This is a genomic window from Hansschlegelia zhihuaiae (assembly GCF_004103825.1).
GTDB classification, from domain to species: domain Bacteria; phylum Pseudomonadota; class Alphaproteobacteria; order Rhizobiales; family Methylopilaceae; genus Methylopila; species Methylopila zhihuaiae.
The window spans coordinates 1-12,782 of record NZ_RYFI01000016.1 but is presented as its reverse complement, the minus strand read 5'-3'; the positions used below and the strand labels follow the sequence as shown (position 1 = coordinate 12,782).

Genomic DNA, 12,782 nt, shown 5'->3' with positions numbered 1-12,782 from the left:
GGCGAATAGAATTTAGACTGTGTCCTCCCTGGTTTCTCATCCATCCTGAATGCAACAGGATGCGCCGACTCTGGCCGGCGCAACGCAAGGTTGGAGATCACGACGATGAACGGACTTGGCGGACTGAACAAATCGCAGAATGGCGTCGTCATCGGCCTCGTGCAGCTGCAGCTGCCCGTCGTCGCGACCCCCGACGATCTCGCGAAACAGACCCGGCGCATCGTCGAGATGGTGGGCAAGGCGCGGCGGAACCTCGGGACCATGGACCTCGTGGTCTTCCCCGAATACGCGCTGCACGGCCTGTCGATGGACATCAACCCCGAGATCATGTGCCGGGTCGACGGGCCGGAGGTCGCGGCCTTCAAAAAGGCCTGCGTCGACAACAGGATCTGGGGCTGCTTCTCCATCATGGAGCTCAACCCGGGCGGCATGCCCTACAACACCGGGCTGATCATCGACGACCAGGGCGAGATCCGGCTGAATTACCGCAAGATGCACCCCTGGACGCCCGTCGAGCCGTGGGAGCCGGGCGATTTCGGCATACCGGTCATCGAAGGGCCGAACGGCGCGAAGATCGCGCTGATCATCTGCCATGACGGCATGTTCCCCGAGATGGCGCGCGAGTGCGCCTACAAGGGCGCGGAGATCATGATCCGCACCGCGGGCTACACCGCGCCGATCCGCCAGAGCTGGCGCTTCACCAACCAGGCCAACGCCTTCCAGAACCTGATGGTGACCGCGAATGTCTGCATGTGCGGCTCCGACGGCTCCTTCGACTCGATGGGCGAGGGCATGATCGTCAACTTCGACGGGACGGTGATCGCGCACGGAACCACCGGCCGGCCGGACGAGATCATCACGGCCGAGGTCCGGCCCGACCTCGTGCGCGAGGCCCGCATCGGCTGGGGCGTCGAGAACAACATCTACCAGCTCGGCCACCGCGCCTATGTCGCGGTCAAGGGCGGCGCGCAGGACTGCCCCTACACCTTCATGCGCGACATGGTGGCGGGAAAGTACCGGCTTCCGTGGGAGGACGAGGTCAGGGTCACGGACGGCACGTCCTGCGGCTTTCCCGCCCCGACCCGGCTCTACGGCGAACGGCTCAAGAGCGCGGCGGAGTGAGGCGGATGGTCAGCTCCGCCGGGCGATGAAGTCGATCTCGACCAGGGCGTCGCGGGCGAGGCCCGTGACGCCGACGCAGGTGCGCGCCGGGCGCCGGTCGGCCGGGAAGTAGGAGGCGTAGACGGCGTTCATGGCCGCATAGTCCTCCTTGAAGCGGGTGATGAAGACGCGTGCCTGCACGACATGTTCGAGGCCGAGCCCCATTCCGTTCAGCACGAGGATGAGGTTCTCCATGACCCGCGCCGTCTGCCCTTCGACGCCCTCCGGCGGCGGCCGGTCGTCATCGTCGGGCCAGGTCGGCATTTGGCCGGTGACGAACACCCAGCCGTCCGCTTCGACCGCGTGAGAGAACGGCGCGACCGGCGTCGGCGCGTCGGGGATCATGAAGAAGACGGGTTCGGACATCAGGCGCCTCTCTGAGCGTTGCACGCCGCCGTCAGGCAAGCCTCAGGCCAGCGGCAGGCGCACCTGGCCGTTCTCGACTGCGAGTCCGAGCGCGACGATGTTGTCGCGGAGCGTTCGGGAGGCGTCCTCGATGTGTCGGCGCAGCACCGCCGAGGCCCGGATCGCGTCGCCTGCGAGCGCCGCCTCGGCGATTTCGGCATGGTCGTCCGCGATCCCCGCGAGGAAGGCGCGGCGCGGAACCGCGGCGAGGCGATAGCGGTCGTAACGGTCGTAGAGCGCACGACTGAGGCCGAACAGCGTCGCCGCCTCGTCGGCGCCGATCAGCGCGAAATGGAAGCGTCGATGCGCCTCCTCCCAGGCGGGGTCGAGGCGTCGTGAATCGCCCACCAGCTGGAGAGCCGGCAGCAGCAGATCGAGCGCCCGCCTGACGCGCGTCTTCCAACCGCCGTCGCCCGCCGCGATCGCCCGCGAAAGAAAGGCGAGCTCCAGCGTCACGCGCGTCTCGGTCAGTTCGTCGAGCGCCGCGAGCGACATCGGCGCGACGCGGAAGCCCCGGCGGCTTTCGCGCAGCACGAGGCCCTCGCCGGCGAGGATCGAGAGCGCCTCGCGCACCGGCGCCTGGCCGACGCCGTAGCGGGCGGCGAGCGCGACGGTCGCGAGCTTCGCGCCGGGCGCCAACGCGAGCGCGCCGATGTCGCGCCGCAAAGCCTCGAGCGTGCGGCCCGTCTTGGGTGGGCGGCCCGCGGCGCTCTCATCGTCGTTCATTGCGCCGCCGTCCGCATCGTCCTTCGGCCTTGTCTTTTGCAGCACGCGGCGCCCCGCCGCGCGGCGTCCTAAGCATTTTGTCGAGAAAACGTCGTTGATGCACGGAGGGCGCCGGCGGAAGGCCATCGCGTAAGCGCCTGCTTCCTCGCTTTCTTGGGATTGGAGGCGTTTTCGCATGGCACGCCGCTTGCGAGCCTCACGGCCAGGTCCAGGAGCCCGGATGTCCGCAGCAGCAGCCCTCGCCGACGTTCACGCCGCCCGCCCCGACGGCGCGAGGCCAATCTTGCGCTTCGAGCGGGTCGGACATGTCTTCGGGACCGAGAGCTGCCCGCTTCGCGCGCTTGATTGCGTCGACCTCGACGTCGCGCCCGGCGAGTTCGTCGCGATCGTCGGGGCGTCCGGCTGCGGGAAATCCACGCTGCTGCGGATCGCGGCCGGACTGATCTCGCCGAGGGAAGGGGCGGCCTCCTTTGACGGCGCGCCGATCGTCGAGCCCCGCGGGGAGATCGGCGTGGTGTTCCAGGACGCCGTGATGCTCCCCTGGTTCAACGTCATCGACAACGTCACGCTGCCCGCGCGCCTCGCGGGACGCGACATGTCGGCGGCGCGGGCCGAGGCCGAGAGGCTGCTCGAGAATGTCGGGCTCACGGGCTTCTCGCAGTCCTGGCCGTCTTCGCTGTCCGGCGGCATGCGCCAGCGCGCCGCGATCGTCCGCGCGCTGATGACGAAGCCCCGTGTGCTGCTGATGGACGAGCCCTTCGGCGCGCTCGACGCGCTGACGCGCGAGCGCATGAACCTCGAGCTCGCCCGCATCGCCGAACAGAGCCGCGTCGCGGTCCTGCTCATCACCCATTCGATCGCCGAGGCCGCCTTCCTCGCCGACCGCGTCGTGGTGATGACCCCGCGCCCGGGCCGCATCGCCGAGGAGATACCTGTCCCGATCCCGCGGCCGCGCACGCCCAAGACCCTTTCGTCCCCCGACTTCGCCGCTGTGTGCGAGCGGGCGAGGGCCCATTTCCTCGAGGACGGCGGGAGCGAATGAGGGACGCGCCATGACCGACGCAGCCGTTCCGCTCGCCGTCGCGCCCGCCGCGCGTCGCCGTCCCGCCTCCAGGGGCCGCGTGCGCTGGACGAACCGGGCGCTGTCGGCCGCGCTGTTCGTCGGCGTCATCGGCGCCTGGGAGGCCCTGGTCAGGCTGTTCGACGTCTCGCCGCTGATGTTCGCCGCGCCCTCCGCGGTCCTCGAGGCATTCATGCGGGGCGTCTCACGCGGGCTTTACTGGGAGCATCTCGGCGTCACGGTGTTCGAGGTCGTGGCCGGCTTCTCGATCGGCGCGAGCCTCGGCTTCCTGCTCGCCGTCGCGGTCAGCGAGTTCGAGCGGGCGGGCCGGCTGCTGTTTCCCTACCTGGTGGCGATCCAGTCGCTGCCGAAGGTCGCGGTCGCGCCGTTCGTCATCCTGTGGCTCGGCTTCGGCGTCGAGTCCAAGGTCCTGCTGGTTGCGCTCATCACCTTCTTCCCGGTGCTGATCAACGCCATGAGCGGGCTCGCCATCCAGGACCCGCAGCGCATGGACCTGATGCGGGTGTTCAGGGCGACGCGCTGGCAGACCTTTCGCTATGTCCGGCTGCCCTCGGCCGCGCCCGCGATCTTCGCCGGCCTCAACGTCGCCGCCGTCCTCGCGCTGACCGGCGCGATCGTAGCCGAATTCGTCGGGGCGCAGCGGGGCCTCGGCGTGCTGCTGCTCCAGGCGCAGACCAATCTCGACACGGCCGGCATGCTGGTCATCCTGGTGATGCTGGCCGCGATCGGGCTCACGATCAACGTCACGGTCCGGGCCGTCGAGCGTAAGGTGACCTATTGGGTCGCGCGGCGGGGCGACGCCCCGTGACCGGCGGCGCCTTCGCGGCCGCGCTTGCGCTGCGCGCGCGGGACGTCCTCGACCGCTGCACGCGCTGCGCGCGCTGCTTCGAAGTCTGCCCGATGACCGGACCGGCAGGGCTCGACCGGGCCGATCCGGCCGGGACCGTCGATGGCGCGCTGGATCTCGTCTCCGGGGGAGAGGGGTCTCCCTCCGCCGAGCGCTGGGCGAGCGCCTGCTCCGGCAGCGGCGCCTGCATTCCGGCCTGCGGAGCGGGCGTCAACCCGCGCTTCATGCTGTCGCTCGCGAAGCTCACGCTGGCGCAGCGCAGGGGTGAAGAGGCGCAGCGAAAGGCCGGCGCCGTCGCCTTCCGCGCGATGAGCCGTGGCGTCCGCATCCTGTCCCGCATCCAGTTGCCGCCGGCGGTGCTCGCGAGGTTCGAGCGCGAGGACCCGGGCGAGACCGCTCCCGAGGTCCTGTTCTACACCGGCTGCAATCTGCTGAAGACGCCGCATATCGCGCTGCTCTGCTTCGACATCCTCGACGCGCTGAGCGTCTCCTACGCGGTCATGGGCGGGCCCGGCGACTGCTGCGGCGTGCTGCAGTTCCGCGCCGGCGACCTCGATGGAGCCGAGCGCATCGGCTACCGCACGGTCGAGCGCTTCTCGCGTTTCCGGGCCGGCGCGGTCCTCTCCTGGTGCCCGACCTGCCAGGTTCAGCTCGGCGAGAACGTCATGCCCGGCATGGCGGGCTCCGGCGAAGCCCGGCTCACGCCCGAGCTCGAAGCCTTCGTGGTGTTCCTCGACCGCCATCTCGACAGGCTGAAGCCGCATCTGACGCGGCCCGTGAACAAGCGCGTCGGCCTGCATGAGCATCCGGGCGTCGCGGGCGTAAGCGCCGCGGCCGAGCGCATCCTCCGCGCCGTGCCGGGGCTCGACTTCGTCGATCTCGCGCAGCCGCGCGTCGGCTGGATGTGCAACATGCTGCAGCCGCTGCCGGACTATAAGCGTTCCGTGCACGCCGGCCTTCTGGAGGCGGCGGCCGACGCCGGCGTGGACGCGCTGGCCGGGGTCTATCACGCCTGCCATCGCGAGCTCTGCAGCCACGAGCGCGACTGGCCCTTCGAGGTCGTCAACTTCCTCGAACTCGTCGGCGAGAGCATGGGGCTGAGGCGCGAGGACCATTTCAAGCGGCTCAAGCTGATGCAGGACGTCGACGCCATCGTGGCCGACGTCTCCGAGCTGGCGGCCGATCACGGACTCAGGCTCGACGACGTCCGGGCCGCGGTGCTCGAAGCGATGCTGTCCGAACAGCCGCTGCCGCTGCGCGTCGCGTCGCCGGCGCATGCATGACCTTCACGGACGATCCCGATCAGGAGACGAGCATGACACCCATCCGCGCCCTCTGGACCGCGGCCGCCGCGGCCGTTCTGCTCGCCTGCGGCGGAGCCTCCGCGGCCGAGCTCAAGACCGTGACCCTGCTGCAGCCCGTGCCGCAGATCGACATCCGCAACGCGCCCTGGGCGGTCGCGGAGCAGAAGGGCTATCTCGCCGAGGAGGGCCTGAAGGTCCAGATCCAGACGGTGAAGGGGGCGAGCGTCCTGATCCAGCAGATCGTCAACGGCAGCGCGCAATACGGCATGCCGCCGCCCGAGAACGCGGTGGTGGCCTACTCCAAGGGCGCGCCCCTGAAGTTCTTCTTCGGCTTCACCTCGCGCAGCCCGTTTCCGCTCGCGGTGCTCGAGGATGGCCCGATCAAGACGATCGCCGACCTGAAGGACAAGACGATCGGGCTGCACTCGCTGACCGCCGTCCAGTTCTACACGACCCAGGCGATCCTCTCCTCCGCCGACCTCAAGCTCGACCGTGACTTCAAGCTGGTGGACGTCGGCGCCGGACCGGCCGCGCTGAAGGCGCTGCAGACCGGACAGGTCGCGGCGTTGGCGACCAACACGCTGAACTACGCCGGGTTCGAGAACCGGGGAGCGAAATTCCGCTATCTGATGTCGCCGCAGGTGGCGCCGATCTTCGGCTGGAGCATGATGACGAGTTCCGCCTATCTCGAGGCGAACCGCGCCGAGGCCGTCGGCATGGCGCGCGCCTTCAACCGCGGCCAGCAGTTCTGCCGCGAGGAGCCGAAAGCCTGCATCGCGGCCTATTACAAGAAATTCCCCGAGACGCTGCCGCCGGGCGTGTCGGATGAGCAGGCGGCGAAGGACCAGGAGCGCGTCCTCGCGAGCTTCCTCGCTGACGCGCCGAAGCCCGACGGCCAGCCCTGGGGCTATTATGATCCGAAGGCGTGGACCGCCGTCGTCGACTACATGCTCGCGACCGGTCAGCTCGACAAAGCGGTGGATCCCGCGGGCCTCTACACCAACGACTTGCTGGCGGACATCAACGGCCCGAGCCGGCCGCGGACCTAGCTTCGACCGGGCTAATCGCCTCCGTTTTCGCGTATCATCAAATGAGGCGTCAGCCCGCCGGTTCGCGGATGTTCTGAACGCTATCAGAAGTCATGGACTTTTTCTTCGGCGGGATGCGCGTTGAAGCGAAGTCTAGAGCTGACCGGAGTGAGCGAGGTCGACGCGGGTCGGAGCGGAAGGCGATCCCTTCCGTCCGATCCCGTCGCCGCATCGCCGGAAATTCAGCCCTGGTTGTCGTTGCCGCTCCAGTTCGTCAGTGCGTCGCTCCGCGGAATGAACGAGGAGTGGCCGTGTTGAGAGCCGTCCTCGGAACGCTGAGGTCCCGTTCCGCGACCCCAGCGATCCTGGCCGTAGACCGCATCGTCGGCCTTGCGGGCGCCAGCATCATGGGCGTAGGCGAGCTCAACCGGGCCGCCGACGGCGCCCGAATAAGACGCCGTGTTCGCGAAGGCGGCCGCGGGACCGGAGAGCATGAGGGCGGCCAGAGCGGCGCGAATGACTGAGGTCTTCATCTGTCTTTCTCCATCGATCTGAACTGATCGTATGGGTTAGACAATTCGAAGAGTCTTCCTATTCCTATCTTATCCTGCAATACGACATAAGCGCCATTCGAAAAACGCAGATCACGTCTCGTTAATCTGCTTGCTAATCTGCTGCGCCAGCGGGCTCAGCACGTCCGGCGCGACATCGCCGACAAGGCTGTAGCCCATTCCGCCTTCCGCCCAGGCGAAGCGCGCAATATCGCCTCCGGGCTGGCGCGCGACCGGCCTGTCCTTCTCCGCCGCCATCGGCCGCGTCAGCATGACGATCCGCGAGCCGCGGTCGTCGTCATACATGAACATGCCTGCGGGCCCGTGCGGCGTCGGCACGACCCGCCCGCCCATGAAGCGATATCCGGAAGAGGCGAGGTCCGGGGCCAAGACGGGCCTCTTCAGGCGGTTCGAAACCCAGCGGATCAACGACGCGCTGTCCTCCGCCTTGATCTCGACCGGGCGGCCGCGGTCGGATGCGAAGGTCGCGAAGCTGTCGGAGGCCTCCTGCGCGAGCGCGGCGATCCCGACAGGCGCGCCGTCGACCGCGGCGCGGCCATACCAGCCGCCTCCGGCGCCGACCGCGAGGAGCGCTGCAGCGGCGGCCATGGAGCGCCAGGATGAGAAGGACGCGGGCCGGCGGCGGGCTTCGATCATTCGCGAGATGCTGAGCTCCGGCGGGACGGGCTCCTGAGCGATCGGGTCGAACGCTCGTTTCAGCATCGTCCGCTGCTCGGCCAAACCCTGCACACGCTTTGCGACCTCGGGGTTCTCCGCGAGATAGGCTTCGACTTCGGCCCTCCGAGCGCCATCCAGAGCGCCGTCGATATAAGCGTGGAGGTCGTCCTCCGAAATCGGACGAACCGAACTCATTTCACTCTCCGCAGGTTGGGCGTCTTGACGACGACGCCGGTGTCGAGACTGCGCTGGAGGCGTTCTCGGCCACGCGACAGCCGCGACATGACCGTGCCGATCGGCACGCCCAGGACCTTCGCGGTGTCGGCGTAGCTCAGGCCTTCGACTGATACGAGCAGGATCACGCTGCGCTGCTCCTCGGGGAGAGCTTCGAGCGCGTCGTGAATATCGCGATGCCGTATCCCGTCCTCCTGCGTCGGCGCGCGAGAGAAGGCCGTCTCGTCAGAGTCCTCGATCGCGACGTGGACGCCGCGCCGCGCCGCCTGGCGCATCTGATTGATCGCCAGATTGTGCAGGATGGCGAACAGCCAAGACCGCACGTCGCAATCCGACCGACGCTGCCCCCAGCGGGTGATCGCCCGTTCGAGGCAGTCCTGGACCAGGTCGTCGGCCGCCGCCGGCTCGCGGAGCAGCGAGCGGGCGTACCGGCGCAGCGCCGGGATCAGCGGCTCGACGAGAACGATCATGTCCTGCATGGCGTCGGCGCCTTCGCCCTCCGGCCGCTGCTGAATCACTCGACCTGGGACTGGATCGCGGGGCCATGGTCGTCAGCGGCGATCACGAGATAGCGGCGGCGGTCCGTCTGGCTCTCATTGACGATCTGCCGGATCGGCCCGACCGCGTTCACGATCGCCGAGCCGGCCGGGTTCGTCATGAAGGCCGCGAGCGGCTGCCGGTCGCCGCCGCCATCCGGATTTTCGGCGAGCGCGAGCACATAGCGCTTCTTCGGCTCGAGCCCCGTGACGGCGCCCTGAAGCACCTGCGTCAGGCCTTGGTCGAACAGCGAGACGGTGGTCTGCGCGATCGTCTTCTCGCCGGCCCGCGCAAGCGTCAAATGGAACACTCCGCCGGCGCCGGCGAGCGGCTGCAGGTTTTGCAGACCATCGCCCTCCGGCACGGCGTTCGGCACATAGGCGAGCGCCTGCGGGGCCTGGCCGATCGGCACGGTCGCGACGACCGCGTTCGTCGCGGTGTCGATCGCCGCGAGCGCGTCCGCGTTCTCAAGTCCGACATAGATCCTCGACCCGTCGCCCGAGGGCCAGAGGCCATGCGGCAGCGCGCCGACCGGGATGGTCGCGACCTGGCTGAAGTCGTCGGTGCGGAAGACCTTCACCTGATTCAATCCGCCGACCGTCACATAGGCGAACGTGCCCTTTGGCGTCGCGGCGAAATTGACGTGGTTGGTGATCGGGCCGGTGTCGATCGTCTTCAGCACGTTGAACGGCGGGCGGGCGTTGAACGCCATCGTCCGGCCGATGTCCTTCAACGTCAGCCAAATCTGGGCGCCGTCGGGCGTCGCGGCGATGTTCGGGCAGAACGGCGAATCCTGCTTCATCTTGCCGATCACCTTGTGGTCGGCGACGGAGATGACGGCGGTTTCAGGATTGAAGGACGAGCAGACATAGCCATAGGTCCCGTCCGGCGAGAAGATGGTCATGCCGGGGCCAGCCGCGACCTTGATCCGTGTCTTCTCCTCGAAGGTCGAGGCGTCGAGCACCGCGACGTAGTCCTCGCCGCGCACGGTGACCCACACCTCTTTTCCGTTCGGCGTGAAGAAGGCCTCATGCGGCGAACGCCCGACATAGGTCGTCCGCTTCACCGCGTTGGTTGCGGTGTCGATGAACGTCACCGAGTTCGAGCCGATCGAGACCACGGCGAGCGTCCTGTGGTCGGACGAAAAGCCCATGCCGTGAACCAGGACCTGGCCCTTGTAGAGCGGGCTGAGGTTGCCGGGCTGCGGATCGCCGAGACGGATGACGCCGAGCAGCTTGTTCGACGCCGGATCCGTCACCGACACCGTGTTCGAGAACTGCTCGGCGGCGTAGACGCGGTCGCGATGGCTGACGGCGACGTCCGGCGCGGACGCTGCGCCCGGAGCCTGTCCGGCGAGTGCGGGGGACAGGCCGAGAAGGCTCGATCCCGCGAGAAGGCCGGGGAAAATCAGGCTGCGCTTCATGGCTTAGGCTCTGTTACGGAGGACATATGAGGGCGGTGGCGGGAGGCGTCTGGCGCAGCTTCGCGACCAGGCGCGGTGGGCGCCGGGGCGGGAGCGCCAGGCGCCTCGCCGATAGCGATCCGCATGGCCGCGATCTCCTGCTGCTGCGTGACGATGATCTCTTGCGCGAGGCGCATGAGGCGCGGGTTCTTGCCGTAGCGGAGATAGGCGACGGCCATGTCGATCGCGCCCTGGTGGTGGGGCGACATCATCGCCACGAAGTCGCGATCGAGATCGCCCGTCGGTTTCACGGCCATGTCGGCCATCATTCTGTCCATAGCGGCGGCGTTCTCCGCCAGGAACGGAGCTTCGTCGGCGTTGTCCTTGGCCATAGGCGCGCCGCAGGTCGGGCACGCCGCCTCCTGAGCGACGGCCGTTCCGACGCACGCGCCGCCGATCGCCGCCGCCAGAAGCAGCGCGGCGCCGCTCGCGAGCCTCATGGCTGGGCGACGCTCCAGGCGCCGTTCAAGAAACCATCGCCCGTGACGTCGCCGGGTTTGGCGTCCTTCGCGAAGGTATAGAGCGGCTTGCCCTTGTAGGCCCACTGCTTGGAGCCGTCGTCGCGCACGACCACGGACCATCCCTTCTCCGCCGCGCCGCCAGAGGCCGCGAGGGGAGGCCAGTTCTTGGCGCAGGGACCGTTGCAGGCGGACTTGCCGTCGGCGTCCTTGATGAAGGTGTAGAGCGTCATGCCCTGCGCATCGACGAGCGTCTTGCCCTTCGACGTCTCGGCGGTCTTGGCGGGTTCGGCGGCCAACGCGGCAATTGCGCTGACGCTCGTGATGGCGGCTGCAAGCAGAAGCGAAACGCTGCGCATGGGATCCTCCAATGCTGCGGGTCACGGAGGAAGGACATCGCGGCGCCTGCCTCTATTCCCGCTCCGTCGATTTTTTTCGCATCCGCCCGCCGGCTCTGTTCGAGCGGCCGTCGTCGGGACCTTGAGCATATTGGCTATCCCCGCGCCCGATTAGAGGCTGCGCCTTGCCGGTCGACGATATCTCTTCAGTTCGACAACCTAAGGAGATGCTCAGAGTCTAAGTCTAGAAAAACTAAAATAACATTTTGTTGTCATCGTCTATTGTCGAATTTGCCAATGATCTGCGCCTAGATGTATAAAGTCTGCGTATAGGCTAAGTAAATAGAACTGTTCCACTTAGACTATTCGTGGATTTGCGGGCTGGTGGTCATGACGAACGGTCGCAAGCGGCGGGCCGCCGCGTCTCTCGCGGTCGCGACATGCGTCTTGGCGTTGGGGCCGGTCGAAGGCCAACTCCAGGCGCAGGAGGCCGCCGAAAGCCAATCAGCCACTGACGAGACCGCCCTCGAGGAGATCGAGGTGATCGGCCGGATGCTGCGCGGTTGGCAGGGAGCCTCGGACGCCGTCTACGAGACGCCGTCGAGCGTGGCGCAGGTCGGCCGCGAGGCGATCGACGAGCGCGGCGGGGCCCGCAACACCGCCGACATCCTGCGCGGCGTGTCGGGCGTCAACACGGCGATCGACCGCCAGAACCCGGGCGTCAACGTCAACATCCGCGGCCTGCAGGACCAGGGCCGCGTGAACATGACGATCGACGGCGCCCGCCAGAACTTCCAGCAGGCCGGCCACGGCTCCACCGCCTTCGTCTTCGTCGACCCGGAACTGCTGTCGCGCGTCGACGTGGACAATCCGACGGACTTCTCGGGCGACGAGTTCGCGGTGTCCGACAGCTCCGACATCACCCTGCCCATCGCCGACGGGCAAGCGGCGGTGTTCGACTCCGGGTCGGCCGGCAGCCTGAATTACGACTTCGCCACCCACGTGCTCGCCGGGACGCTGGACTCGATCGAGTTCGGCGCGGGGCTCAGCTATTCCTCGGGCTCCGACGACTTCACGACGACGCCGGACGTCAGCGTCAGCGGCTTCGGCCTGAGCGGCTCCGGCTCCGGCAACGCCGTGCACAACCTCGTCTACGATACGATGCAGGGCAACACGGCGGTCCTGAACACCCATCTCGCCGCCAACGCGATCAACTTCACAGGGGGCTCGGGCGCGGACACGTTCAGCGGCTACGGGTTCAACGACACGATCGCCGGCGGCGGCGCCGCCGACTCTCTGACGGGCGCAGGCGGAGCCGACACGCTGAACGGCGCAGGCGGAGCCGACACGCTGAGCGGCGGAGCTGCGGTTGACACGCTCAGCGGCGGCGGCGGCAACGACCGGTTGATCGGCGGCGCAGGCTCCGACAGGCTCACCGGCGGCGCGAACAACGACACGTTCGTCTTCTCCGGAAGCTTCGGAAACGATCAGATCACCGACTTCCAGGCTGGCGCCGCGGTCGGCGACGTCATCGAGTTCTCATCGTCGCAGTTCGCCAATTTCGCCGCCGTGCTCGCGGCGACGAACGACGTCGGCGGCAACGCGGTCATCACGGTCGACGGCGCCACATCCGTCACGCTCATCGGCGTGACCGAGGCTTCGCTCAACGCCAACGACTTCCTGCTCGTCTGATCGACGAGCGTCATTCCCGGCGCGGCGTCTCGCGCCGGGGATGATCGTTGGCAGAGCGGCTGAAGATCCGGCGTGCAGCGTCGTGGTCAGGCCGCCACCAAGCAGCTCAACGCTCTCCGGTCCAAGACGCCGCAGCGTCACATGGAAGGGCAGGGGCGCCGACTTATCGTCCAGCTATGCATTCGGCCCCTTCCGCATGGCGACGATCATCAAGCGATTGCAGTTGCCTAGAGCGGGTCCTTGGTTTTCCGATTCTGCGTTGGGATTCCGTCGAGGCGTG

Annotated in this window: 14 protein-coding genes; 6 read left to right on the top strand and 8 right to left on the bottom strand. The window is 67.9% G+C overall.

Features of this window, described 5'->3' with window-relative positions:
* Positions 1-105: 105 nt before the first annotated feature.
* On the top strand, positions 106-1,122 hold the full coding sequence (locus EK403_RS15910; RefSeq protein WP_128778458.1) for a formamidase: 1,017 nt from the start codon (positions 106-108) through the stop codon (positions 1,120-1,122).
* Between the two features lie 9 nt (positions 1,123-1,131).
* Here the strand turns inward: EK403_RS15910 and EK403_RS15905 are convergent, their stop codons facing one another.
* Positions 1,132-1,506: a RidA family protein gene (locus EK403_RS15905; RefSeq protein WP_128778550.1), complete on the bottom strand. Its 375-nt coding sequence runs from the start codon at positions 1,504-1,506 to the stop codon at positions 1,132-1,134.
* Between the two features lie 63 nt (positions 1,507-1,569).
* Positions 1,570-2,292: a GntR family transcriptional regulator gene (locus EK403_RS15900; RefSeq protein WP_164919631.1), complete on the bottom strand. Its 723-nt coding sequence runs from the start codon at positions 2,290-2,292 to the stop codon at positions 1,570-1,572.
* A 220-nt stretch (positions 2,293-2,512) separates the two neighbouring features.
* On the opposite strand from EK403_RS15900, the gene EK403_RS15895 reads away from it, so the two are divergent.
* From EK403_RS15895 to EK403_RS15880, 4 genes are read left to right on the top strand one after another with little or no spacing between them, the layout of a single operon-like run.
* Entirely contained in the window at positions 2,513-3,334 is an 822-nt protein-coding gene (locus EK403_RS15895; RefSeq protein WP_128778456.1) for an ABC transporter ATP-binding protein, read from the top strand.
* A gap of 10 nt (positions 3,335-3,344) precedes the next feature.
* Positions 3,345-4,181, top strand: coding sequence for an ABC transporter permease (locus EK403_RS15890; protein ID WP_128778455.1), 837 nt, complete (start codon positions 3,345-3,347; stop codon positions 4,179-4,181).
* Positions 4,178-5,503 carry a heterodisulfide reductase-related iron-sulfur binding cluster gene (locus EK403_RS15885; protein ID WP_245479736.1) on the top strand — a complete coding sequence of 442 codons (1,326 nt, stop codon included), beginning with the start codon at positions 4,178-4,180 and terminating at the stop codon, positions 5,501-5,503. The genes EK403_RS15890 and EK403_RS15885 overlap by 4 nt, the downstream gene beginning before the upstream one ends.
* A 32-nt stretch (positions 5,504-5,535) precedes the next feature.
* Complete coding sequence (locus tag EK403_RS15880; protein ID WP_164919630.1) at positions 5,536-6,573, top strand: ABC transporter substrate-binding protein; 1,038 nt, start codon at positions 5,536-5,538, stop codon at positions 6,571-6,573.
* 221 nt (positions 6,574-6,794) lie between these two features.
* Here EK403_RS15880 and EK403_RS15875 read toward each other — a convergent pair whose 3' ends face one another.
* The 6 genes from EK403_RS15875 to EK403_RS15850 all read right to left on the bottom strand — a co-directional run bounded on the left by EK403_RS15875 (position 6,795) and on the right by EK403_RS15850 (position 10,831).
* Positions 6,795-7,085 carry a hypothetical protein gene (locus tag EK403_RS15875; protein ID WP_128778453.1) on the bottom strand — a complete coding sequence of 97 codons (291 nt, stop codon included), beginning with the start codon at positions 7,083-7,085 and terminating at the stop codon, positions 6,795-6,797.
* 111 nt (positions 7,086-7,196) lie between these two features.
* Complete coding sequence (locus EK403_RS15870; RefSeq protein ID WP_128778452.1) at positions 7,197-7,976, bottom strand: anti-sigma factor family protein; 780 nt, start codon at positions 7,974-7,976, stop codon at positions 7,197-7,199.
* Complete coding sequence (locus EK403_RS15865) at positions 7,973-8,494, bottom strand: RNA polymerase sigma factor (protein ID WP_128778451.1); 522 nt, start codon at positions 8,492-8,494, stop codon at positions 7,973-7,975. Before EK403_RS15865 ends, EK403_RS15870 begins: the two co-directional genes overlap by 4 nt.
* 35 nt (positions 8,495-8,529) lie before the next feature.
* Entirely contained in the window at positions 8,530-9,975 is a 1,446-nt protein-coding gene (locus EK403_RS15860) for a YncE family protein (protein WP_128778450.1), read from the bottom strand.
* Positions 9,972-10,454, bottom strand: coding sequence for a DUF305 domain-containing protein (locus tag EK403_RS15855; protein ID WP_128778449.1), 483 nt, complete (start codon positions 10,452-10,454; stop codon positions 9,972-9,974). The genes EK403_RS15860 and EK403_RS15855 overlap by 4 nt, the downstream gene beginning before the upstream one ends.
* Positions 10,451-10,831, bottom strand: coding sequence for a COG4315 family predicted lipoprotein (locus EK403_RS15850; protein WP_128778448.1), 381 nt, complete (start codon positions 10,829-10,831; stop codon positions 10,451-10,453). Before EK403_RS15850 ends, EK403_RS15855 begins: the two co-directional genes overlap by 4 nt.
* A 369-nt stretch (positions 10,832-11,200) precedes the next feature.
* Between EK403_RS15850 and EK403_RS22760 the strand changes: the two genes are divergently transcribed.
* Entirely contained in the window at positions 11,201-12,502 is a 1,302-nt protein-coding gene (locus tag EK403_RS22760; RefSeq protein ID WP_128778447.1) for a TonB-dependent receptor plug domain-containing protein, read from the top strand.
* The last annotated feature ends 280 nt before the right edge of the window (positions 12,503-12,782 follow it).